General features: G+C 48.3%; 18 protein-coding genes. 9 read left to right on the top strand and 9 right to left on the bottom strand.

Going from position 1 to position 24,321, the window contains the following annotated elements:
• Positions 1-206 precede the first annotated feature (206 nt).
• A complete protein-coding gene (locus Q0852_RS19785; RefSeq protein WP_299021138.1) occupies positions 207-1,349 on the top strand; it encodes a hypothetical protein in 1,143 nt (380 codons plus the stop codon).
• The gene (locus Q0852_RS19780) at positions 1,346-3,277 is read left to right on the top strand and encodes a DUF3857 and transglutaminase domain-containing protein (protein WP_299021135.1); all 1,932 of its coding nucleotides are present in this window, start codon (positions 1,346-1,348) and stop codon (positions 3,275-3,277) included. The genes Q0852_RS19785 and Q0852_RS19780 overlap by 4 nt, the downstream gene beginning before the upstream one ends.
• Before the next feature lie 105 nt (positions 3,278-3,382).
• Here the strand turns inward: Q0852_RS19780 and Q0852_RS19775 are convergent, their stop codons facing one another.
• The 7 genes from Q0852_RS19775 to Q0852_RS19745 form a co-directional block, all read right to left on the bottom strand.
• A complete protein-coding gene (locus Q0852_RS19775; RefSeq protein ID WP_299021133.1) occupies positions 3,383-4,642 on the bottom strand; it encodes a sensor domain-containing diguanylate cyclase in 1,260 nt (419 codons plus the stop codon).
• A gap of 420 nt (positions 4,643-5,062) precedes the next feature.
• Positions 5,063-5,653: a cytochrome c-type protein NapC gene (napC, locus tag Q0852_RS19770; protein WP_299021152.1), complete on the bottom strand. Its 591-nt coding sequence runs from the start codon at positions 5,651-5,653 to the stop codon at positions 5,063-5,065.
• Positions 5,654-5,668: 15 nt separating this feature from the next.
• Positions 5,669-6,103, bottom strand: coding sequence for a nitrate reductase cytochrome c-type subunit (locus tag Q0852_RS19765; RefSeq protein WP_299021132.1), 435 nt, complete (start codon positions 6,101-6,103; stop codon positions 5,669-5,671).
• A complete protein-coding gene (gene napH, locus Q0852_RS19760) occupies positions 6,093-6,959 on the bottom strand; it encodes a quinol dehydrogenase ferredoxin subunit NapH (protein WP_299021130.1) in 867 nt (288 codons plus the stop codon). The genes Q0852_RS19765 and napH overlap by 11 nt, the downstream gene beginning before the upstream one ends.
• Positions 6,959-7,726, bottom strand: coding sequence for a ferredoxin-type protein NapG (gene napG, locus Q0852_RS19755; RefSeq protein ID WP_299021129.1), 768 nt, complete (start codon positions 7,724-7,726; stop codon positions 6,959-6,961). The genes napH and napG overlap by 1 nt, the downstream gene beginning before the upstream one ends.
• A 17-nt stretch (positions 7,727-7,743) precedes the next feature.
• Positions 7,744-10,230 (bottom strand): nitrate reductase catalytic subunit NapA, encoded by a 2,487-nt coding sequence (napA, locus tag Q0852_RS19750; protein WP_299021127.1) that lies wholly within the window; start codon positions 10,228-10,230, stop codon positions 7,744-7,746.
• On the bottom strand, positions 10,217-10,522 hold the full coding sequence (locus Q0852_RS19745; RefSeq protein WP_299021123.1) for a chaperone NapD: 306 nt from the start codon (positions 10,520-10,522) through the stop codon (positions 10,217-10,219). The genes napA and Q0852_RS19745 overlap by 14 nt, the downstream gene beginning before the upstream one ends.
• A gap of 447 nt (positions 10,523-10,969) precedes the next feature.
• Here Q0852_RS19745 and Q0852_RS19740 point away from each other — a divergent pair, with 447 nt between their 5' ends.
• From Q0852_RS19740 to Q0852_RS19710, 7 genes are all read left to right on the top strand, one after another.
• Positions 10,970-11,596, top strand: a complete 627-nt coding sequence (locus Q0852_RS19740; protein WP_299021120.1) for a response regulator — start codon at positions 10,970-10,972, stop codon at positions 11,594-11,596.
• Complete coding sequence (gene uhpB, locus Q0852_RS19735; RefSeq protein WP_299021118.1) at positions 11,596-13,173, top strand: signal transduction histidine-protein kinase/phosphatase UhpB; 1,578 nt, start codon at positions 11,596-11,598, stop codon at positions 13,171-13,173. Before Q0852_RS19740 ends, uhpB begins: the two co-directional genes overlap by 1 nt.
• Positions 13,174-13,263: 90 nt before the next feature.
• Positions 13,264-14,589 carry an MFS transporter gene (locus tag Q0852_RS19730; RefSeq protein WP_299021115.1) on the top strand — a complete coding sequence of 442 codons (1,326 nt, stop codon included), beginning with the start codon at positions 13,264-13,266 and terminating at the stop codon, positions 14,587-14,589.
• Between the two features lie 138 nt (positions 14,590-14,727).
• Positions 14,728-15,762: an ABC transporter substrate-binding protein gene (locus Q0852_RS19725; protein ID WP_299021113.1), complete on the top strand. Its 1,035-nt coding sequence runs from the start codon at positions 14,728-14,730 to the stop codon at positions 15,760-15,762.
• Positions 15,763-15,895: 133 nt separating this feature from the next.
• On the top strand, positions 15,896-17,992 hold the full coding sequence (locus Q0852_RS19720; RefSeq protein WP_299021110.1) for an iron ABC transporter permease: 2,097 nt from the start codon (positions 15,896-15,898) through the stop codon (positions 17,990-17,992).
• A 17-nt stretch (positions 17,993-18,009) separates the two neighbouring features.
• On the top strand, positions 18,010-19,065 hold the full coding sequence (gene fbpC / locus Q0852_RS19715) for a ferric ABC transporter ATP-binding protein (protein ID WP_299021107.1): 1,056 nt from the start codon (positions 18,010-18,012) through the stop codon (positions 19,063-19,065).
• A gap of 184 nt (positions 19,066-19,249) precedes the next feature.
• Complete coding sequence (locus Q0852_RS19710) at positions 19,250-21,103, top strand: hybrid-cluster NAD(P)-dependent oxidoreductase (RefSeq protein ID WP_299021105.1); 1,854 nt, start codon at positions 19,250-19,252, stop codon at positions 21,101-21,103.
• An 80-nt stretch (positions 21,104-21,183) separates the two neighbouring features.
• Here the strand turns inward: Q0852_RS19710 and murQ are convergent, their stop codons facing one another.
• Entirely contained in the window at positions 21,184-22,089 is a 906-nt protein-coding gene (gene murQ / locus Q0852_RS19705) for an N-acetylmuramic acid 6-phosphate etherase (protein ID WP_299021103.1), read from the bottom strand.
• Positions 22,090-22,236: 147 nt separating this feature from the next.
• Entirely contained in the window at positions 22,237-24,264 is a 2,028-nt protein-coding gene (locus tag Q0852_RS19700) for a DUF885 family protein (protein WP_299021100.1), read from the bottom strand.
• Between the last annotated feature and the right edge of the window lie 57 nt (positions 24,265-24,321).

Here is a 24,321-nt window from a genome sequence, read left to right as displayed (position 1 = left end):
CGCTTATGCCGCACATCCCCCCAACCTTCTCCCGCCATTCCGGCACTCAGTTTCCTTGAATTGAACATACATAGCTCACCCTGAATCCTGCATCTTCAACTTCACAACTGCATACCAACTCGATTCACATCCGAGTGTTTGGTTGATACCATCATTGCCCATAGTTTCACATTAGCACTTTCTTGCTTAAGGCCCTATCGCTCGCCATGACTCACAACGCACCATCACAGCCTGATACCACTGCTACAGAAAGCGGGACAGCAGCACTGATTCCGACATCAGACAGCCAGCAGGTTCATCAGCCAGATTCAGACACCTCATCCCAAAAAATTGAAGTTCGCACTGTACGCTCTCCCTGGTGGGAATTCTTCTTGCACTTCAGTACCTTTGGTATCTATACCTGCTTTTGGCTGGTTGCCAGAATAAAAGAACTTAAGCTGTTAACTAATCAACCTTTTAAGCCTTGGTTGTGGCTGTTTGTTCCCAACTTCGTTGTTGTCCAGTTCTTCGCATTTCCAGCCCTTAACAAGCACCTTAAAAAGCTCGAAACCAAATTTGGTATCAACTATTCAGTTAACACTTTTAGGTTATGGGCTGTCGCAGTCATCTCAGTTACAACCTTGTTCTGGGTCACGTCCAAATTTGCCTTTCCAAGATGGGTAGACTTCATCGCCCTGATATTCTGGTCCGGGTTGTTCTGCACACTCAGTCAACGCTTTAACGCTATCAAACAAAAATGTGCCCAAAAATACGACAATATTCAATTCAAAGGAAAATCATCCGGCTACAGTTGGAAAGAGTGGCTAGTTATTATTCCTATGTTTCCAATTTTTCTGACAATCGCTATTTACTCGTCCGTTTCCCCTTACTTACTCGAAGAAATCAAACCGTTACCGGACCATAGCATTTATGCGTCTACAGAGAGCCATTACCAACTCCCAATTCATGGTTCCGGCTGGCGTGAAGTCGAAATCGGCAGCTTTTCAGACGGAGAGGCGGAGCTTGAACTGGCTGGAAAAATCGAAGGTTCTTACTTTGTCGTTTTCAAATATACTAATCAGGAGTCACTGAGCGGCAGGGTACAGGATCGCATTCAAATGGTTGAGACTGAGGAGCCGAGCAATCGCTGCCGGGAAGAGCGAAGACTGACCCCAAACGGAATAAATGTCATTACTTATGTCAGCTGTGAAGGTAAGTCTCTGGGTGCTCCCCAACTCAACACCATCACGATATTTGAACATGGCGATGAGCTTTACGAGCTGATCGGCTATATCTCTGCTCCGAAATATTCTTTTCCTGAACACGCCGCCAACTTCAAACAGATGGCGAAGGAGTTCCAGCCGCTATGAAAATAATGCCTTGCTTACTTTGCAGCCTTACAGTCTTACTAGCTGCAAATCAGGCCGTTGCCAATGAATCCATAAAATGGAAACTGTCAGATAGCGGCAGGCTCTTAGATACTGCAGATGCTTACCGCGGCCAGAAAAACCGCCCGGATGAAGTAACCTTGGTAATGCTGGCCAATGATATCCAGTTCAAAAAAAATAAGGTTATCCAGCACATACGTGAATTATGGTACTACCCGACCGCTCGTGATATCGAAAACCATGGCGATCATTCCATTTACTTCAACGAGAAAATGGAAAAACTGACGCTACTGTCCGCCGCATCAGTCGACAAAAACGGCGTTGTCACATCACTTTCGCCATCCTCTGCGCAACTACTGGATACAGACAGCTACCGTAGTTTTTCCGACAGTAAAGAAGTAGTCCTTACTATTCCCGGCCTGTCAGATGGCAGCTTAACCGTGCTCGAGTATGAAATTGAGCGTGATCGCAGCAAACAGGAAGCCGATTGGTCTGAAGTATTTTTCTCACAGCGTAATCACCCAATCACCACCTTTGAACTATCAATACAGTGGCCTGCAGACCATAAATTATACTGGTCACCAAATAGTCGCGATGTCGAATGCGAAGGAAGCTCCAATCGCCTTCGCTGTTCTGGCTCAAACATCCCGGCGTTTGAGAATGACGCCAATATCAGCTGGCGAGATCATATCGGCCAAATAACCATCGGCGAACTACAAAACTGGCAGCAGGTTATTGATAACTCTAATACCGCGATGTCCCAGGCACTCAAAGACACATCAGGGGTTCAGGAACTACTAGAACGCATCCTTACTGACAGTGAAGAAAACCTTGATGAGAAAATCAGCCGCCTTCATGAATTCGTAGCGCGAGATATCCGCTATGTCTCCATGTCTGAACTTGGCCATGCCATCACTCCGCACAGCATCGCATCTGTAATCAAAAACCGTTACGGCGACTGCAAAGACAAGTCAATGCTGTTATCGGAGCTGCTTCGCCGTATCGGCATTAAGTCCTATCTGACGCTAGTTGCAACCAATCGCTCGGCACCAAATGTGCTGAGCATCCCAACCATGAGATATTTTGATCACGTAGTGGTGTGCTTTGATCGCCAAGGCTCCCAGTATTGCCTGGACGCGACCGATAAAGATACCTACTGGAAATACACACCGTCATGGATACAGAACAAAGTTGCGTTACCACTGAAGCCGGCACAAATGCCGACCATCATCACCAACAGCCGCTATCGTTGGGAAATGGATATCAGTACCCAAATCACGTTCAGAAGCGATGGCGGGCAAAATGAGCGGCAGGAACGCCAATATCATGGCGTGTATGCCTCATCAATGCGCACACTACTTTTGAATAAAACAGCCAAAGAACAAACAGAGTGGCTGACAGCCCAGTATCATAATGAGGTTTCAACACTTACCGAGCCAGTATTTAATATTCCGGACCTGAACAAAATGGCACCAAATTTGGTTGTCTATTCTGACGCCGAAATCAACCCATTTCTCAATACCAAAAATAGCCTGACTTACGATGAATACGATGCCTGGCTGAAAGACGAACTGGAAATGATGCGCCTGTCAAATAAGCACTCCGATGAACACTTTGCCGGGTTAAAAATACACTCAGAATACAAATATGACACCCAAGGGATCTGGGAAATATCTAACACTCCGGCCATCCTGAACTTTGAAAACGACTTCGGAACAATGCGCAGGCAAACTGCGTTGACACCTGACGGAAAACTCCTTGTATCAACTGAATTAGCCATTCCGGAGCAGACCATCAGACAAGATCAAATTAAATCCTTCAATGCATTCCTGAACTTGCTTAACCGGGAGTCACTAATTCGGTTTACAGGCAAACTGACCAAAGCACAAAAGGCGGTGGTTAAGGAATAAAGCCCAAAATATAAATGTAAAAAACGAACGTTATGTAAAACGACAGAGGGCTGATTGCTACCAGCAATCAGCCCTCTGTAAATATTTTTTCAACATGATGAACTTCTAAGCTGCTATCACTACGCAACTTTTACCTTGTTTCTTACCTTGATAAAGCGCTTTGTCGGCAGCATTAAGCAACTGTTCGGCTGATTCCGTATTCTCGGCCATGGCGGCAACCCCCATGCTAACGGTAAAACTCACGTTTTGCTCACCGGCATCAATCCTCAGCTCACGGATAGTATTGGAAATACGCCGAGCGATAAATGCAGCCTGATCAATCTCCGTTCGGGGCAAGACCATTACAAACTCTTCACCGCCCCAGCGCCCGATAAAATCACTTTTCCTAACACTCTTTTTGCAGGTTTTGGCAAACAATTTCAGTACCAGGTCACCAACGTGGTGACCATACCGATCATTGATCAATTTGAAATCATCAAAATCAATCAAAATACAGCACATGGCATTACCGTTACGCTTGTCATAATCAAACTGTTTTTCCAGCAGTTCCATTGTGGCACGGCGATTCAGCAAATTGGTCAGCCCGTCAAAATTTGCGCGATGCTCCAGCCGTTCCCGGAGCATTTGCTGCTCCGTAATATCCATCGCGGTTACCTGAACTACTCGCTCACCATTCCATAAAATAGGCCGTGACAACAAGCTCAACCACACAGTCGAACCATCTGTTCGAACCCCTTTGGCTTCGGTTTTAATCATCTCTTTTTCACCGGAAAGCAACTGCCTGTTATCACTATATGCCTGTGGATGATGCTCCATATCAATCAGCGGAAGAATCGAATCATGTTCCATTAAAGCCTGAGCATCAGAAAAGCCCTGCATTCGTGCATAAGCTTCATTACAAAACAAAGGCTTAAAATTCTTATGAACCAAAATTCCCTGGATCGAACCATCAACCAAAGCACGATAACGCTCTTCGCTCGCCTGAAGCTGGCGTTGCGTTTCAACATGATGGCTCAGATCGATAACTGTCACCTGCATGGCGGGCTTCCCCTGCCAATCAACAACATGATCGACCGAAAGGACAATGAGCTCATTACCTTGGTTATCGATATTCTTATAAGTCCGAACACCTGGCCGGCCTTTTCCCGACATCACAGCACGGTACGATGCCATCGCATTTTGCTGCTCCTGCGGAGCAATCAACGGTAAAATACTCGCCATTGCCAGAATATCTTGCCCATTCTCATAGCCAAAATAATGCGCATAGTTATCGTCCGCATAAAGCGGCTTAAAATCCCGATGGATAACAACACCATACTGGGACTCAATCAATAACATTTCATTTAAGTTCACTTTAGAATTCACAGGCAAATCATCACAATCAGTTAATAGACATTACCAAACTCATAATGGATAAAAATAGGACAACTTGGGCGTAAGGTAACGCAATACTCACTGAGATGACTTGATCGCTCCCACAAAAGCTGGAGCCTAAATCACAAAAAAGCACCATCATGTAGGCAACCGAACGCACATCAAACAAATTGAGCAAAAACACCCCAAAATTGAGACATCCTACTTCCTCATTCAATGCCAAAGTTATAACGAATTAAACCTCATCTTCAGAAAAACCATGTCTGAACCTGTTAAAAATACGGACAATCTTCCGACACATATTTACGGGCTTAATACATCAATAAAAAAATCCCTGGCCGATTACTCAGTCAGGGATAAAGGCATTAAATATGACATCAACTCAACATGCTTTGTTGATCAAATAATTAGCTAGATCGCTTTTTCAACCTTATGCCCCTTAGGTAACTGGTGCGCTATACCTTTATGGCAGTCAATACAGGTTTTCCCCTGATCTTCTGCATCATCATGGATCTTAGCGGCAACCGGCTTCTGGGTCGAAAAATCCATGTACTCAAAATTATGGCAATTTCGACACTCCTGCGAGTCATTTGCCTTCATCCTCTCCCATTCCCGGGAAGCCATTTCAAACCTGTGCTCCTCAAACTTTTTTGGCGTATCGACTAAACCCAACACCTTGGCATAAAGCTCTTTACTGGCCTGGATTTTACGAACCATTTTCGGTGCCCACTCTTTGGGTACATGGCAATCAGGGCAGGTTGCCCGCACGCCACTACGGTTGTTGTAATGAATTGTCCCGACGTACTCCTGATAAACGTTGTTTTCCATTTCATGGCAACTGATACAGAAGTTTTCCTGATTACTCATTTCCATTGCGGTATTAAATCCGCCCCAGAAAACAATACCGACAATAATACCGACAATCAGGATGCTGCCTATTGCAAAGTGGCTCGGTTTCCTGAACCAGTTCCAAAAACGCTGAATAAAGCCCGGTAGCTTAATCCCCATACACCCTCCCTATTCGCCGAATTTACCAGCAGGCTGAAAGGTATTTTCAACCAATGGCGCCGCATCAACTTGCGTTACATGGCACTGCAAGCAGAAATAGCGACGTGGGGCAATATCACCCAACACTTTATTATCACGATCCATGTAGTGCGTAGGACTCACGCGGGGAGCTCCGGATTTACGATATTTATCAACATCATGACACTGAAGACACCCATTGTTGCTCGGATTGATCTGCACCTGATCCGTAGAGTGCGGGATCAATGGCGGCTGGTTGACATAATCTAGTGCCAATCGTTCCTGTTTTTTCGGCACTTGCTTAATACTCACAACCTCGTTGCCTTCTTCAATTGCTTGATCGCCGCGTAACGAGGTAACCTCGGCGAAGGCCGCAACGCTGAAACAGGCTGCGAGCAGCACAGACACAACAAACTTACCCTTCATATTTGGCTCCAATTCTTGTTTTAAATTCCAATACCCTTTCGGAACAGACGTCGATACAGCGCCCGCAGCTTATACAATCCTTACTCATGACCCGGCGATCACCTTCCTTCAAAGGCTGGCGTAACACCTCCGGCTCGGGGCAGACATTGAAGCAATCCATACACTTATTACACGCTTCCCGATTCGTTGCAGTCACCCTCAGCAGGCTTTTTCGGCCAATAACGCCATAGGCAGCCCCGAGTGGACACAAGTGCCCGCACCATCCGTGCTCCACTAGCAGCAAGTCCAGCAGAAACACCATCAGGATCAGGATCCAGCCTGCGCCCATACCGAAAACCAGTCCCCTGTGTAACGCAGCCACAGGATCAATCCAGATCCACAATACGGTGCCGGATACCGCACTACCCAGTAGCAAAACGGCTAACAGCCAATACCGCAAACGGGGAGACCAGCTGTAACTCACTCTGATCCCCAGCTTTCGCCTTAACCAGGCAGCCAAGTCGGTCACCATATTCAGCGGGCAAACCCAACCACAGAAGACGCGAGGACCGATTACGGCATAGAACGCCACCACAATCAGCCCACCCAGCAACGCGGCCAGCTCTGGTAAATGACCGGCCACCACGGTTTGCAGTAAGAGCAGCGGATCTGTCATGGGAATAGTGTCAAACAAAGTGCTTGATGACAGATTGCCGCGCATCACACCCAATGTCGGCCCAACCATAAACAACCCGATGATCAGTAGCTGGCAACTGCGGCGAAGCAGCAGAAAACGGTGTGCCTTCCACCAGCCCAACGACTTCACGGCAGCTTTACCGGCATCTTTCGCATGATTTTTCACGAAGCGCTTAGCCATTACTGACCTCCCCCTGTGTTACCAGGCTTGCGGACAGGCAGCGTCAGCTCTTCCGGTACCAGACTACCTCCGTGCTCGGCTTTTTCTTCCCATCCTAACCGGTAGTGCTGTCCCATCTGGCCTTTTGCCAGTGCCGTTGGCACCACCTTAATGGCAGCTTCATCCAGCACACAGGCTTCCTCACACTTGCCACAACCGGTGCAGGCATCGGAGTGAACCGTAGGGATAAACTTAGCGTGATAACCCGTTCGCTGATTACGAATCGGCTCGAGAGTGATCGCCTCATCAATAAGCGGACAAACCCGGTGGCAAACATCACAGCGTAGTCCAAGCCAATTCAAGCAGGTTTCATGGTCTATTAGCACCGCCGTTCCCATACGGGACTGATAAATATCAGTCATTGCAGGATCGAGAGCACCACTAGGACACGCAACGACACAAGGAATATCCTCACACATTTCGCACGGTATTTGCCGGGCCGTAAAATACGGCGTACCGGCAGCAACCGGCGAGAGCAGTGTTGCCAGCTTCAACGTGTCATAGGGACATGCCTGAACACATAAACCGCAGCGCAAACAAGCCTGCAGAAAATCCGGCTCATCCAGCGCTCCTGGCGGGCGGATTGGCACACCGGCATCATCCGCCTGGCTCTGCTTTGTCTGCAAACCAAGAACTGTTGCCGCTGTACCGACACCTACCGCGGTTCGCACCGCATCCCGCAGGAAACGTCGTCGGCTGTCAGAAATTTTTACGCGCGGAATCTTCATCGCTCTGTTCCTGTCCGTTACGCTTTAACCACTTTCACCGCACATTTCTTGAAGTCGGTTTCTTTAGAAAGCGGATCCGTCGCATCTAGTGTCAGCTTGTTTGTCAGCTGCCCGGCATCGAAGAACGGCATAAAGAGCAACCCCCGCGGTACTCGATTTCGTCCACGGGTTTCAATATGGCTCAATACCTCTCCGCGACGAGACATGATCTTGACCGCATCCCCACGGCGCAGCCCCCGTTCCTTGGCGTCCAGCGGGTGCATGTAGACCACCGCATCCGGATATGAACGGTATAACTCAGGCACTCGACGAGTCATCGAACCGGTATGCCAGTGTTCCAGAACCCGCCCGGTTGATAACCAAAGATCATATTCTTTATCCGGTGACTCGGCTGGCGGCTCATAAGGCAAAGCGAAAATCACCGCCTTCTTATCCGGTTTGCCATAGAACGCAAACTCTTCCCCCTTTTTCACATAAGGGTCGTAGCCTTCGGAATAACGCCACAGAGTCTCCTTACCATCGACCACCGGCCAACGCAGCCCTCGCGATTGGTGATACATATCAAATGGCGCCAAATCATGGGCGTGTCCGCGGCCAAAGTAGGCGTACTCTTCAAACAGCCCCTTTTGTACATAGAAACCAAAATCGCGGGACTCATCATTCAGCTGATCGGCAGGAATTTCATCCAGGTTAAACTTGTCGACATTGCCGTTTTTATACAGCACTTCAAACAATGTTTTTCCTTTCAGTTCCGGCTTCTTAGCTATCAGTTCTGCCGGCCAGACTTCCTCGACCTTAAAGCGCTTTGAAAACTCCATCAGCTGCCATAAGTCCGATTTTGCCTGTCCCGGAGGCGATACCTGTTGATGCCAGAACTGGGTTCGACGCTCTGCGTTACCATAAGCCCCTTCTTTTTCAACCCACATCGCTGTCGGTAAAATCAGATCAGAAGCCATTGCTGTAACGGTCGGGTATGGATCAGAGGTGACAATGAAGTTTTCAGGGTCCCGGTATCCGGGCAGACGTTCTTCATTGATATTAGGACCGGCCTGCATATTGTTGTTACACATCACCCAATAGGCATTGAGCTTGCGGTCCTTAAGCATTCTGTCCTGAAGCACAGCATGATAGCCAGGTTTCGGCGGAATAGTCCCTGCTGGAATATTCCACTTAGTTTCACACATCTCACGGTGCTTAGGATTCATCACCACCATGTCAGCAGGCAGACGATGAGCAAACGTACCGACTTCACGAGCCGTACCGCACGCTGACGGCTGACCGGTCAGAGAAAATGGCCCGCAACCAGGCTTGGATATTTTTCCGGTCAGCAAGTGGATGTTATAAACCAGATTATTGGCCCAGACACCACGGGTATGCTGGTTAAAGCCCATGGTCCAGTAAGAGACAACCTTTACATCAGGATTGGCGTAAAGCTCTGCCAGGTCATTGAGCTGGTCAACCGGCACACCAGACAGCTCGGAGGTATATTCCGCGGTATAGGTCGAGACAAACTTGGCATATTCGTCAAACGACATCGGCGTTGATTTCTTACTTCCCGGGTTCTTGGCTGCTTTTTCCAACGGGTGAGTCGGACGCAGGCCGTATCCGATATCCGTTTCGCCTTTACGGATATTGACGTGTTTCTCAAGGAACTCCTTGTTCACCTTGTTATTAGAAATAATGTAGTGGGCGATAAAATTCAGAATGGCGAGATCGGTTTGCGGAGTGAAAATCATGGGGTTATCCGCCAACTCATAACTGCGGTGGGTAAAGGTCGAGAGCACCGCAACTTTTACCTTATCGGACGACAAGCGCCTGTCGGTCAGGCGGGTCCATAGAATGGGGTGCATTTCCGCCATATTGGACCCCCACAGCACAAAAGCATCGGCCTGTTCCAGGTCGTCGTAACACCCCATCGGTTCATCCATACCAAAAGTACGGGCAAACCCAACAACGGCAGATGCCATACAATGGCGGGCATTAGGATCGATATTGTTAGAACGGAACCCGGCTTTATACAATTTTGCCGCCGCATACCCTTCCCAAACGGTCCACTGACCGGAACCAAACATACCCACAGAAGTCGGCCCTTTTGCCTTCAATGCCTGCTTGAACTTATCAGCCATAACATCAAAAGCCTCATCCCAGCTGACCGGGATGAATTCACCGTTTTTGTCATAAACACCATCGGTTTTACGCAATAATGGCTGGGTCAAACGGTCTTTCCCGTACATGATCTTAGGCAGGAAATAGCCTTTGATACAGTTCAGTCCTTTGTTAACCGGTGCATCCGGATCGCCCTGCGATGCCACTACCCGCCCATTTTGTGTGCCAACAAGTACGCTACAGCCTGTTCCACAAAAACGACAAGGCGCCTTATCCCACTTCACTTCCTTGTCCTCACCTGCTGCCTGAGCGACAGACACAGGTAAGGTAAGGCCTGCGGCAGCCGCGGCAGCTGCAGCTGCATTAGCCTTTAAGAAACTACGTCTACTGACTGTCATTGTTCGCTTCCTTTAGCTCAGATATCCCATCCTCTTGGTGATACACCAAGGTAACCGCAAGCACACCGGGCAATAATTTGATTTTATTGAAACGTTCGACAAGCCCGTCCTTGCTATCGCCTTCCAGCACCACCACCATCTTTCCAACTTCATTGCATACCGGTACTTCTGCACCCTCCAGCTTCTCTACAGCCAGCTTCACAGACTCCCTCTGATCTTCCAGAGCCAGTACAAACAGGCTACAGACATGGTATTCATCCATAAATTGAGTACTCCCATTCAGGTATCCCACTACCCCACTCCACATAAACCCACATTGGATCATCTGCTCCAGAAACAGTTAAACAAGCTGCATCTATCTGATTAACCACAATTTAGACTTTTAGAACACTTATAAAAAGAAGGGCTTAATCTATTGTTAATACCAATGATATGACCTGTGCATACCTCCAAAGTGGTAATAAAGCTTTTAGTTGATTCAGGTCAAAAAACAATCAACATTTAGTTCACATTTAGTCAACTCTGGTAACGGCTAGTGACAAGCGAAAAATAATGAGGAATGAATAGATGGGAGAATAAAAGGGAGAAAAAATGAAATAACTTAATGACAGCTCACTCTTTTTGCGACGTAGCCACTGGATCCGAAATCGTTTTCGCGACGATAATCACAGCCCCTCAGAACAACGAAAATCCGCCAAATCATTTAACAGCGAATTATTCAATAACAAAGGATGTGGAAATGATTTCTGTCGCCCTGGTCGATGACCATATTATGGTACGCTCCGGCTTTGCTCAGCTACTCAATGTCGAGCATGATATTGAAGTTAAAGGAGAGTACAGCTCTGCCCAAGAGGCTTTCGCCGCTCTTTTACACATAAAAGTTGATGTAGCGGTTATTGATATTTCCATGCCAGATGAAAGCGGCCTGAGCCTGCTCGAACATCTAAGAAAAAATAATCCGAATTTTCGAGCAATTATACTCAGTATTTATGATTCCGCCTCCTTTGTTAGCAAGGCGATAGAAGCCGGAGCATGTGGTTATCTCTCCAAACGCTGTGGACCCGGCGAGCTGGTCACGGCAATTCGTACTGTGGCTGCCGGTGATCGTTACCTCTGTGCCGATGCATTATTTAACCTTAGCAACGCACCTGCCGCACCTAAGGAGCTTGACGAACTAACAAAAAGGGAGCGTGAAGTATTCAACCACCTGATCAAAGGAAAAGGTGTAAAAGAAGTCGGGGCTGAGCTGGCAATCAGCCACAAAACCATCCATGTCCACCGTGCCAATATTCTCGGCAAGCTCGGCCTATCCAATAACGTTGAACTGATCCGCTTTGCGCTGCAACACAAATTACTGGTCGAATAATGAATCATCGTCACCATATTGCGGGCCGTTATTTTTCGTCCGCCTTTAGCTGCGTATTGTTCACTATCAGCTGGTTTTGCCTCTGGAGTATCAGCAGCTATCTGTCACCTGACTTGCTCCTCGCCGGCCTTTTCCTGCCAACCGGGCTAAAACTGGCGATACAAGTACTGACACCACGCCGTTTCTGGCTCCTGTTCCTTGGCTGTGAACTGGTTATCTGTGGCTGGTTGCTTTCCACCCTCGATGGTAAGCCTCATGATTGGCTTTTGCTACTTAGCCCGTTTATCGGTTATTTTCTGGCCCTACCTTTTGCCAGCTTCTGGCAGCAACTAAAAACCTATTGGCAACGATTACTTGCACTTGTCGCATTAGTCCAGGTACACGGGCTGGCAATCGGGCTGGTAATATTATTACTCAGTAAACCTCTGGATTTTCCTGTCGGTTACGCGTTTTCCGGCACAATTACTGCCGTTACCGGCGGGATCTTGCTGGCTCCTTTCTGCTACCTTCTTTACGATTACCTCAACAAAACATGGGTGCCACTAAGTCCAGTCTTAGTCCATCAAGAAATCACCATCCGCCCTTCAGCCCTGCTGTGGGCCATGGTCTTTTTCACCTTCGGACTTGCCGCCGAACTCTTCTTGCTTGAACAGCTGGAGCCTTTGGTCTTACTGATCATGTTACTCCCCAATATCTTCATGGCTTACCGCTATGGCTGGCAAGGCGGCGTGTTGGCGGCAGTGATGAACAGTATATTGCTTACCAGTGCCCGCCAGTTATCGGGGGCTTTTTCCAGCGACCTGGAACTGAAAGTTTTTATCACCACCCAGGCCTTGGTTGGCTTGGGTCTTGGCATTGCCATCAGTCGTCAATACCTGCTTGCACAACAATTACAAATGGTAAACAGCGAGCTGGCCCGAGAGTTAGACAATAAACAGCAACTCGCCCGCCAATTGGTAAAGGTTGAAGAAAATATCCGCAAATCCGTTGCCCGCGAACTGCATGATGAGATCGGCCAGAACATCACAGCTATTCAGATCCAGGCGATGCTGGCCGACCGTACGACGCAGGAAGACAACACCAAAAACATTGCCGAAGCTATCCACTCGCTCTCAATGCGGATACACCGATCTACCCGCCAGTTGCTCACCCAACTGCGACCGCAAATCCTTGATGAACTGGGACTGGAAAATGCCTTACGCCAGTTGGCCCATGAAATGAAGTTTGCCGAACGCCAGATTAATATCCAGCTTAATATCGGGATAGCCAACCACCAACTCGACGACATTACCGCTGTCACCCTCTACCGCATCGTCCAAGAGCTACTCAATAATGTCAGCAAACATTCGCAAGCCACCGAAATCCAGCTCAGCCTGATGCCCGGCACCACATTTAGCCTGGAACTGCGCGACAACGGCCGTGGCCTGCCGCAGAATTGGCGCACTAAAGGACATGGACTTAGAGGCATCGAAGAACGAGTCAGCGCATTAGGGGGAAGCTTTTCCATCCAATCAGGAAAGGGAACTCGCTTTATTGTTAACTTGCCCACAAAAATACCAAGCAGTGAAGATAACTAGGAATTTTTCCTAGGGATTTAAAAACCTGTCTCATTCATTTCTGTATTCGATTACTTACTATCTATTCAGCAACAAGGAGAACGTGCTGCCATGATGGGCTTTCTTACATCAGCACAACCCGCACAAACAATAACGGATAAACAGCGGATTGATGCTACCTATAAACACTGGCGGCTGCATTTAATGTTCTCGATGTATATCGGCTACGGGGTATTTTATTTCACCCGCAAAAGCCTGAATTTCGCCATGCCGGCTATGCTGGCGGATCTCAGTCTGACTCACTCCGATATCGGTTTTCTCGGCACCCTGTTTTACATCACTTACGGAATTTCAAAATTTATTTCAGGCATGGTGAGTGACCAGTCCAATCCAAGTTATTTCATGGGATTGGGACTGATGGCAACCGGACTGATTAACATCTGCTTTGGTATGAGTTCCTCACTGGCGGTATTCGCAGTGCTCTGGACTTTAAATGCCTTTTTTCAGGGCTGGGGCTGGCCGCCCTGCGCCAAGCTGCTCACAACCTGGTACTCACGTTCCGAGCGGGGTTTCTGGTGGTCGATATGGAATACCTGCCACAACTTAGGTGGTGCGCTGGTTCCACTGTTTATCGGCTTTGCCGCCCTCAACTGGGGCTGGCGTTACGGATTTATCATCCCGGGAACTGTCGGGATCATGGTTGGCCTGATGCTCTGTTTCCACATGCGGGACAAGCCTTCCACCATGGGGCTGCCAACCATCGGGCAATGGCGCAACGATGAGCTGGAGCTGCAACAGGAGAAGGAAGGAAAAGAGCTCAGTTTCCGCCAGATCCTGGCTACGTATGTAGTCGGCAATAAATACATCTGGCTGCTGTGCAGTTCTTATTTGCTGGTCTATGTGGTGCGGATTGCCGTCAATGACTGGGGCAACCTATACCTGACCGAACGCCACGGTTTCGACCTGCTGACCGCCAATACGGCAGTCTCTATGTTTGAGGTCGGCGGCTTTCTCGGGTCACTATTTGGCGGCTGGGGCTCAGACCGTTTCTTCCGCGGTAACCGGGCACCGATGAACCTGATTTTTGCACTGGGGATTTTTATTTCCGTCGCGGCATTATGGCTAACACCGATGGACAACTTTGCCGTACTGTCAGGATGCTTCTTTGCTATCGGATTTTTTGTCTTCGGACCACAAATGATGATTGGAATGGCTGCAGCCGAGTGTTCGCACAAAGATGTCGCGGGCACGGCCACCGGGTTTGTCGGCCTGTTCGGCTACCTTGGTGCAGCACTGGCCAGTTATCCGGTATCACTGATTATCGAACAATTTAGCTGGGAAGGTTTCTTCAGCGTTATCACTCTGGCCGCCGCTTCTATCGGCCTGCTGATCCTGCCTTTCATCAAAGCACAACAGCGAACTGTAGCTGCGTTATAGCATTCAGGGCTTTCTTTCCTCCTGCCGCTACCGTTTCGCCTGCGAATAAAGATTTACCGCAAGGTGGCGGTAAAAGCCCGGTGTTTCCTACCTGTGAACTCTGGCATCGGGCTCCAATAAAAAGCAGAGGAAATAATAATGAAAGCAAAAACTAAACGCAGCCTGCTTGCAGCCTGCATTCTTGGTTCAGCCATGGCAGCTCCCCAGGTTATGGCACAAGGTCGTCTGGTTGTTTACTGCAGCGCAACCAACGCCATGTGTGAAGCTGAAACCAAGGCCTTTTCTGAAAAGTATGACGTGAAAACTTCGTTTGTCCGTAACGGATCGGGCAGCACCCTGGCAAAAATCCAGGCCGAAAGAAAGAACCCCCGCGCTGACGTCTGGTACGGCGGCACTCTGGATCCACAGTCACAGGCTGGTGAAATGGATCTACTGGCAGCCTATAAGTCGCCTGAGCTGAACAACATCATGGAGAAATTCCGCGATCCGGCCAAACGCAAAGGCAACTACTCCTCTGCTGTTTACATGGGCATCCTTGGTTTCGGCGTCAACACCGAACGCCTTGCAGAAAAAGGCCTGCCAATTCCGCGTTGCTGGAATGACCTGACCAAGCCTGAGTACAAAGAAGAAATCCAAATAGCTGACCCGCAAAGTTCTGGTACGGCCTACACCGCACTGGCAACCTTTATCCAGCTTTGGGATGAAGACAAGGCATTTGATTACTTCAAGCAACTCGACAAAAACATTTCGCAGTACACTAAATCCGGTGTGACACCTTCCCGTAACTCTGCACGCGGTGAAATCGCTATTGGTATCGGCTTCCTGCATGACTACTCGCTGGAGCAATCTAAAGGTGCTCCGCTTGAACTGATTTCCCCATGTGAAGGTACAGGATACGAAATCGGCGGCGTCAGCATCATCAAAGGTGCCCGTAACATGGATAACGCCAAGCTGTTTGTTGACTGGGTACTGTCTAAAGAAGGTCAGCAGCTGGCATGGCAGAAAGGCAAATCCTTCCAAATTCTAACCAATACTGCCGCAGAGCAATCACCTAACGCACTGGATCCGAAGAAACTTTCGCTAATTAACTACGACATGGAAACCTACGGTTCTTCCGATGAACGTAAGCGCCTGATCAACAAGTGGGTTAACGTCGTCAAGATGGGCGAATAACCGCCAGTCTCACCCGAAATATGAGCAGCTGACAGCTGCTCATTGCTCCACACGAGAAGTACAAGATGATTTCTCGGGGCTTCGTGCACCCTGAAATCAGCAACACACCAACAAATATAATTGGTATCAAACAATGAATGACTTAGCCGCTGACATTCCGTCAAGACAGCTCCAAAGTTCAGAACGGCGCGATCCTGTGTTTTACTGGCTCATCGCGTTAGTCGGGGCTTTCGTGCTCCTGCCTTCCTTCGCCCTTGATTATGGTCTGCTTGAATCAACCTCGCAGGAATTCAAAGAGGCCATGGGCTGGAGCAGCATGAATATTTCATGGCTATGGTTCAGCCTACCATTGGCTCTGCTGATCCGACCGCTTCAGGCTCAGAACAAATACGCCAGAAAACGCCATCAGTTCGACATCGGTTATACCGGCTTCTGTATGCTGTTTACCCTGTTCACCTCATGGCACACCGAACAAGGGCTAGGCTATGCCAGCATTGTCTTGTTTATCGCTCTTGGCTGTATCCTGACGATGGCACTTGCCCGGCTTGAATACCTTGGCGGTGATATCTTTGTTATCGGAGCTCTGGTCAGCATTGTTTCGCTGATCACTATTTTTATCATCTATCCAAGTGTTGCCATTTTCGTCCCGATGTTTGAAGACGAAATGGGCAACTTTGTGATGTGGCAATTTGTCGTCATTCTTACCCGCTCGCAAATCATCCAGATCATTCTTAACTCCATAACCCTGGGTACATCTGTTGGTATTACCGCCACTTTCTTCGGCCTGATCTTCGCTATCTACACCACCCGTATAGCCAAGCGCTCTGCGTTCATTGCCCGAATTTTTTCAATTCTTCCTATCGTTACACCACCCTTTGTTGTCGGCCTGGGTGTTACCCTAATGCTTGGCCGCTCAGGTTATATCACCGAGCTAATGGTTGACTGGTTCGGTCTGCAGCACACTAACTGGCTCTATGGTTTCACCGGGATCTGGATGGCACAGGTACTGGCTTTCTCACCTATGTCATTTATGATCCTCGACGGCGCAATGAAATCTCTACACCCGTCCCTTGAAGAAGCGTCCTACACCCTGCGAGCTAACCGCTACCAGACTTTCTTCAAAATAGTTATGCCGCTGCTAAAACCAGCACTGGCCAACTCGTTCCTGATCATCTTCGTCCAGTCACTGGCTGATTTCAGTAACCCGTTAGTACTTGGCGGCAGCTTCGATGTTCTGGCAACCCAAATCTACTTCTATATCGCCGGAGCGCAACTGGACTACGCATCAGCCAGTACTCTAGGTGCCGTATTGCTCCTGTTCTCACTTGCAATCTTTGTGATCCAATATGTCTGGATCGGCAAACGCTCTTACGTCACCATCTCGGGTAAATCCTACCGTGGCGACGTCCAGCCACTACCGACAACACTGAAGCACGGTGTTTCAGGTACCTTGTATTTCTGGATGGCCTTTAATGTCCTGCTCTACGGCAGCATCGTTTACGGCAGTTTTACCGTTAACTGGGGGGTTGATTACAGCCTGACTCTGGATAACTACATTAACCTGTTCGGCCTTGGTATGGGCGAAGGCGCCTGGCCATCGCTGATAACCACGATGACTTACGCCGGTATTGCCGCGCCTATTACTGCTTTATTCGGCCTGCTGATTGCCTATATTGTGGTGCGCCAGCAGTTCCACGGTAAGAAAGTGATCGAATTCGCCACCATGCTCTGCTTCGCCGTTCCGGGCACTGTTGCTGGCGTTTCCTATATCCTGGCATTCAACGATGCGCCGGTTTATCTGACAGGCACCGCTGCTATTGTGGTTATTTCAATGGTAATGCGTAACGTGCCGGTGGGGATCCGTGCCGGTGTGGCCGGACTGGGCCAGCTCGATAAATCGCTTGACGAAGCCTCGCTGAGCCTGCGTGCCAACTCGTTCAAGACCATTATCCATATCCTTATCCCGCTGCTGCGTCCGGCGATTCTGTCGACGCTGATTTACAGCTTTGTCCGTGCAATGACAACCGTCAGTGCCATCATCTTCCTGGTAACGCCAGAAACCCGCGTTGCCACCTCATACATCCTTAACCGGGTGGAAGATGGTGAATACGGGATTGCCATTGCCTACGGCTCTGTCCTGATTTTCGTGATGCTTGGCATCATCCTAACTTTTGATTTCCTTGTCGGCGAAGCCCGTGTCTCGCGTTCAAAAGCCAACAATCAAGAATAAAAATGGAGAACTTCCTCATGGCAAATGACAACTTTGTAGTACTAAAAAATGTCTGCAAACGCTTCGGTGATAACACGGTTATTGGCAACCTTGACCTCGAAATCAAAAAAGGCAGCCTGGTTACCCTCCTTGGCCCATCCGGCTGCGGCAAAACCACTGTACTTCGTCTGGTAGCAGGTCTTGAAAAACCCACCAGCGGGCAGATCTTTATCGACGGCGAAGATGTTACCAACACCTCTATTCAGCACCGTGACATCTGTATGGTATTCCAGTCCTACGCGCTGTTCCCGCACATGTCACTGCATGACAATGTCGGCTACGGCCTAAAAATGCTCAAGCTACCTGCCGCTGAAATCAAACAACGGGTAGATGAAGCCCTGAAATTGGTGGATCTCGAAGGCATGGGCAATCGCTTTGTTGATCAGATCTCCGGCGGCCAGCAACAGCGTGTTGCTCTGGCACGCGCCTTAGTACTAAAGCCAAAGGTACTGCTATTTGACGAGCCACTAAGTAACCTGGATGCAAACCTGAGACGTAATATGCGTGAAACGATCCGTGAGTTGCAGCAAAAATTTAATATCACGTCGCTATATGTTACCCATGACCAAGCTGAAGCCTTTGCGGTTTCTGATACCGTCATCGTGATGAAAGACGGGGATATCATGCAAGAAGGTTCACCTGACGAGCTATATAAATCGCCGGCTTCAATGTTTATGGCAAACTTCATGGGGGATGCAAACATCTTCTCCGGGCACTTCGATGACCAGCATATTGAAATCAATGGCTATCGCATCCCGGCTGATCCGAATGTTGTTAACGGCAAAGCGCCTGGCCGCTATCAGGTCGGCGTTCGCCCAGAGGCAATTTTGTTAGCTCACGAGGGTGAACCTTGCCAGCAATGCATCGTTGAAAGTGCAGTATATATGGGATCAATGTACGAAGTCTCGGTACGTTGGCACGACCAGCAGCTCCTGTTACAACTAAACTCGTCTCAGTTTGATGCCAACCTGGCTGATCATGCTTATCTGACAATTAATCCGAGCAACTTGTTCTTACTGACAGATAAACGCTAACTCTTGATCACCATTACAAGCCCCTGCTTAAGAAGTCTTTAGCTAAAAGACTATTTTTCAGGGGCTTTTTCTTCAAACCCTGGCCTTAAATACTCAAATTACGCGCCCTGTAACACTCACCATCTGCCAAGCTCTGATAAAATAAGGCGTCGAAATAAAACAACACTCAGCAAGGACAGTTACAGTGAGCCAGTCAGCACCTACCGGTAAACCGGTTCTTTCTCAAACGCCGCACTTGTCGCAAATTAATGTCTTCCCCGTCAAATCTGTCAGCGGACTCAGCCTGTCGAAAAGTTGGGTCGAAAAACAAGGCTTATGTTTCGATCGTCGCTTTATGGTGGCAAAAAAAGATGGCAGCATGATTACCGCGCGGAAATATCCGCAGTTGGTAAAAGTCAGCGCCACACTTCTGCCTGACGGCCTGAGCCTCAGCTTTCCCGGCATGTCGCCACTCGTTCTGAAATATGCCGACTTCTCAATGAATGAAGCTGATGCCACCGTTTGGAACGACACCTTCTGTGCTTACACCACATCATCAAAAGCCGATGCCTGGTTCAGCCATATCATCGGTCAAGAAGTTCGCCTGCTTTACACCGGCGAACAATCCAACCGTGTTCGTAGCAAGATCCAGCAAAATGTCAGCTTCGCCGATGGTTATCCGTTACTGGTGATCAGCGAAGCTTCATTGGAAGCGCTGAATAAACGCAGCACGGAAAAACATACAATGGATCAGTTCCGTACCAACCTGGTTGTCTCCGGTACTGAACCTTTTGCCGAAGACAGCTGGAAACGGGTACGTATCGGTGAAGTGGAATTTGAAGCCGTAAAGCCTTGTGCTCGTTGCATCCTGACCACCGTTAATCCGGAAACCGGTGAACCGCATCCGCTCAAAGAACCATTAGTAACCTTGTCGAAATTCCGCTCTGACAAATCCGGTGATGTTTTCTTCGGTCAAAATTTAGTTTCCCTGAATGAAGGTGTGATTAAAGCCGGCGATAAAATTGAAGTACTGGAGACCAAACCCAAGGAAGTCTACGAAGATAACGGTGATGACAAACTGACGCTAACCTGTGTTGAACGTGAAGATATTGCACGCGATTTTTGCACATTCTGGTTAGAGCCTGCCAAACAGCAAACTTTACCTACCTACCAGCCTGGTCAGCACCTGCCACTACAGGTCGAGATCAACGGTGAATATGTGGCACGCCGCTATACTCTATCTTCCAGCCCGTCACGACCTGGACGCTATGCGATTTCAGTCAAACGGATCAGCGACGGTCGAGTCTCCAACTGGCTCCATAACAACCTTCAGGTCGGTGATACTTTGGTTGCGGAAAAGCCTGACGGTAGCTTCCACCTGGGACTTCACACCGATAAGTTACTTCTGCTATCAGCTGGTAGCGGGATAGCACCAATGATCTCCATGTTGCGCTATCTTGCTGACCACGATCAAGTACGAGATGTGGTATTCCACCACCAGTGCCGTAGCCAGGCTGATATCCCATACCGCCAGGAGCTGGCAGCTCTTGCCGCCAAGTACCCGCCGCTTAAAGTTATCTTTGTTCTCAGCCGTCCGGAAGAAAACTGGGATGGCCTGAGCGGAAGACTTACCGAAAGCCACCTCAAGTACATACCAGCCATTGCCGAGCGCCAAGTGTTTGTCTGCGGCCCGGACGCCTTCATGACCGAAGCTAAACGACTACTGCGTAATGCCGGACTCGATGAGACCAACTACCATCAGGAAGCCTTCGGCCCAGCCAGAGGCAATATCGAGGAAACCCAAACTGTTACCATCAGCCTCGATGGCAACCTATTCCTGGGAGATAACCAGAAAACCCTGCTAGAGCAGGCCGAAAATGCCGGATTATCCGTATCTAACAGCTGTCGTGCCGGTTTCTGCGGCGCATGCAAAGTGAGCATTGAATCGGGAGAAGTCGAGCAACCCGATGTCCCAGGTCTGTTACCGGGTGAGAAGGAAGAAGGAAAGGCACTAGCGTGCTGCTGTACCCCTAAAACGGATGTGGATGTTAGGTCCTAGGTTCGAGGTTCGAGGTTCGAGGTTCGAACAGAGTTAAAAGCCCTTCTCCCTATATCTAAGGACGAAGAGCTAAAAATAACTTAGTTACTATCTGCAATGGCTTGACGAATAAATCCGTTGTTTTGTACCAGCAATGATTTAGCCTCGTTAGCCGATAACTTAGCCAGAATCATTACAATAGCAGTCTTGCAGTGACCATTGCACGCTATCAAGGCTGCCTCAGCGTCTTCGCGGCTGCACTCGGTGGCTTCCATAACAATCATCTTCTGGCGCTCAACCAATTTGGCATTGGTGGCTTCCACATCAACCATCAAGTTGCCATACACTTTACCAATTCGAATCATCGCTCCGGTTGTCAGCATATTCAGCACCAACTTCTGTGCCGTTCCAGCTTTCATGCGCGAAGAGCCTGTTACCACTTCCGGACCAACGACCGGCGTAATACTAATATCGGCTTTCTCAGTCATCACACTTTGTGGATTACAGCTGATACAAGCGACTATTGCGCCGACTGATTTCGCGTATTCCATCGCTCCCAGAACATAAGGCGTCCGGCCACTAGCGGCGATCCCAACCAGAACATCATTATGATTGAAATCCAACGTTTTAAGATCGTCCGCCCCCAGCACCCGATTATCTTCGGCATTTTCTACCGCTTTGAAAATCGCCTGATGACCACCGGCAATCAAGCCAATAACCTGCTCCGGCTTAGTGCCATAGGTAGGCGGGCACTCACTGGCATCCAGAATGCCCAACCGACCCGAGGTTCCGGCTCCGCTGTAGATCAATCGTCCACCTCTCTGAAAAGCTGCCGCAATCACATCAACTGCCAGAGCGATTTGCGGTAATACCTGTTCTATCGCCAACGCGACCTTTTTATCTTCCTCATTGATGACCTTTAGCATCTCAATTGTCGAAAGTGTATCGATTTGCTGGCTGGCGGCATTACGGCTTTCCGTTACCATGCTGGATAGATCAATTTTCATCGGGATCCGGGTTCGTGGTTACTAACTGGTTTTCATTGTAATGGATAAGAGAAAACGAGGATATAAAACAAAATTACATAACCAAAAACAGAAAAGCCCCCGCTTTTTGTCGCAGGGGCTGATTTCACAATGAATTACCAGTGTGAATTAATGCTTTGATTTGATCCAGTTTTCAATACTAGTCTGAACCACTTCCATTGGCTGATCACCATATTTCAAGAGCTGGTCATGGAACTCGGCCCAATCAAAGTCATTGCCTAATTCAGCCTTCACTTTATCCAGCATTTCCTTAATCACTAAATAGCCGGATTTATAGGAAACAGCCTGGCCGACATAAGCCGCATAACGGAAACTTTCAGACTCGATATCTCCGTCTCCCAATGCAGAATTAGCACGCATATAGTCACGCGCCTCCTGAATACTCCAACCTTTAGCGTGGATACCAGTATCAACGGCCAGGCGCATATTACGTAGCTGAGCTTCATTCAGGCTACCGAAATATTGCAGCGCATTACACTCTTCAGCATTGTTGTAAATACCGCCCTGGAAAGAAGAATAATCAAGGTCTTCTTTACACATGCCTGTACCGTTAACAAATGTCGGCTTACCATTGGCATCTAACTCACCATAGATACCCATTTCCAGTCCCAGCCATTCAGTGTAAAGCGCCCACCCCTCTGCATAAGCGGTGTAACTGACACCTTTGATGTAGTCAGGCTTATTCGCTGGCGGATACTCAAGCGAATAGGCATTCTGGAAGTGGTGGCCCGGTGCTGCCTCATGCAACAGCAGAGTCGAAACATTCCACTTCTGCAAACTATAGTCAGGGTTTGTATTGAGATTAAACTCGTTTTGCCCGTAGGATGCGACCCCTTCATATAGTTCGCCATCTGCCGGAATTGGCACAATGCTGTAATCGGTTTTTATCGGCTTAAAGTACCGGGCAACCACATCATTGGCATCGTTCTTGAACTTATAGTAGTCCGTCAAAGCCGCTTCACAGGCCGATATATCTGATGCAGTTTTACAGGCCTCAGCGTGCACAGTACCGGAAATCGTCCGACCATCACGACCATAGAAGAACTGTTGGCTATTTAGGAAAGCGAAAAATGCTGTCAAATTAATGTTTCCGTCAGCGTCCTCCAATACAAATGTCTTCTTACTTACAACTCCTTTGTCATCGCGCCAGTCAGCTTCAACCGTTTTTCCGCGGTTCTTAACAAGGATTTTCGCTACACGTTCCATTTCAGCTTTGGCATCAGCAACCAGATCTTCACCCAGTCGATTGAGTTCCATTGCAGGTTTCCCGGTCGTACTATTTCGGTCCAGATGCCATTGATACCAAGCCTGCCCATTAGGCAAATCACCCCAGCCAATATTGCGATCATCCAAACTTCCCTCACCCCGAGCGGCTGTCATGTAACCGCCTTTCAGATAGGTAATCAGCTCAGTAGTCGCTCTGACTGCATCACCCACAGCCAGCTCGTATTCATCGTAAAATTCAGTGTCATAGCCGGAATGCGTTTTAATATCAGCAAGCCCTTCTTTCAATACCTGATAATCATGAGCTGCGACTGATTCTTCAGTACTTGTCACCAGTCTTTCAGTTAGCACTTTCGGTAGCTGAGTATGCTCAACTTGCCCCATCGAATATTGGGCATAGAGATTATTAACCCAGGCAGTAAATTCACGCACCACCTGAATATGCTGCTGATAATCTTCTAGCTTGCTCTGTTTAGCTCCGACATACTCGGCATTCCATTTGATGTAGTTATAAAAATGGGTAATCGGAATAGCAAAATTACCAAACCGTGTATTAGGCAGTGATGCACCGCGAATTGCGATATTACGGTCGAAACGGAAAGTATCGTAATAAATCTTATTTTCATCAGATAAAGAATCACGATTAATAGATTCTAGCTTATCAAGATATAAGCGATCGACAGCCTGGCATGATGATGCCATCTGATCATTTATTTGACCGAAGCTCGTACTATCCAATGTATCCATTGCCTTTTGGTAATCAGAAAATACTGTTCGCATAGCAACAGCAGAATCTGTCGTGAATTTGGGCTGTTCGATAACATTGGTTGTTTCATCATTACAGCCAGCTAATGCTGTAACTGCAAATAATGCAATAGCCAACGGTGATTTACGCATATCACTGCCTTTCATTGATATTCCCTCTTACTTGGGTATTTAGATCGTATCTTCTTGATAAATAAAATTAAC

This window comes from uncultured Photobacterium sp. (assembly GCF_947502415.1).
Classification (GTDB): Bacteria; Pseudomonadota; Gammaproteobacteria; order Enterobacterales; family Vibrionaceae; genus Photobacterium.
Note: the sequence above shows the minus strand (reverse complement) of the source record. Positions and strands in the feature narration are given on the sequence as shown.

What these genes read in the sequence shown, in the direction of transcription:
- fbpC (WP_299021107.1), top strand. Translation starts at nt 18,010, where the DNA reads ATGGCAAATGACAACTTTGTAGTACTAAAAAATGTCTGCAAACGCTTC.
- murQ (WP_299021103.1), bottom strand. Translation starts at nt 22,089, where the DNA reads ATGAAAATTGATCTATCCAGCATGGTAACGGAAAGCCGTAATGCCGCC.
- Q0852_RS19785 (WP_299021138.1), top strand. Translation starts at nt 207, where the DNA reads ATGACTCACAACGCACCATCACAGCCTGATACCACTGCTACAGAAAGC.
- Q0852_RS19740 (WP_299021120.1), top strand. Translation starts at nt 10,970, where the DNA reads ATGATTTCTGTCGCCCTGGTCGATGACCATATTATGGTACGCTCCGGC.
- Q0852_RS19700 (WP_299021100.1), bottom strand. Translation starts at nt 24,264, where the DNA reads ATGAAAGGCAGTGATATGCGTAAATCACCGTTGGCTATTGCATTATTT.
- napH (WP_299021130.1), bottom strand. Translation starts at nt 6,959, where the DNA reads ATGGCTAAGCGCTTCGTGAAAAATCATGCGAAAGATGCCGGTAAAGCT.
- napA (WP_299021127.1), bottom strand. Translation starts at nt 10,230, where the DNA reads ATGACAGTCAGTAGACGTAGTTTCTTAAAGGCTAATGCAGCTGCAGCT.
- Q0852_RS19765 (WP_299021132.1), bottom strand. Translation starts at nt 6,103, where the DNA reads ATGAAGGGTAAGTTTGTTGTGTCTGTGCTGCTCGCAGCCTGTTTCAGC.
- Q0852_RS19780 (WP_299021135.1), top strand. Translation starts at nt 1,346, where the DNA reads ATGAAAATAATGCCTTGCTTACTTTGCAGCCTTACAGTCTTACTAGCT.
- Q0852_RS19720 (WP_299021110.1), top strand. Translation starts at nt 15,896, where the DNA reads ATGAATGACTTAGCCGCTGACATTCCGTCAAGACAGCTCCAAAGTTCA.
- Q0852_RS19730 (WP_299021115.1), top strand. Translation starts at nt 13,264, where the DNA reads ATGATGGGCTTTCTTACATCAGCACAACCCGCACAAACAATAACGGAT.
- napG (WP_299021129.1), bottom strand. Translation starts at nt 7,726, where the DNA reads ATGAAGATTCCGCGCGTAAAAATTTCTGACAGCCGACGACGTTTCCTG.
- uhpB (WP_299021118.1), top strand. Translation starts at nt 11,596, where the DNA reads ATGAATCATCGTCACCATATTGCGGGCCGTTATTTTTCGTCCGCCTTT.
- Q0852_RS19725 (WP_299021113.1), top strand. Translation starts at nt 14,728, where the DNA reads ATGAAAGCAAAAACTAAACGCAGCCTGCTTGCAGCCTGCATTCTTGGT.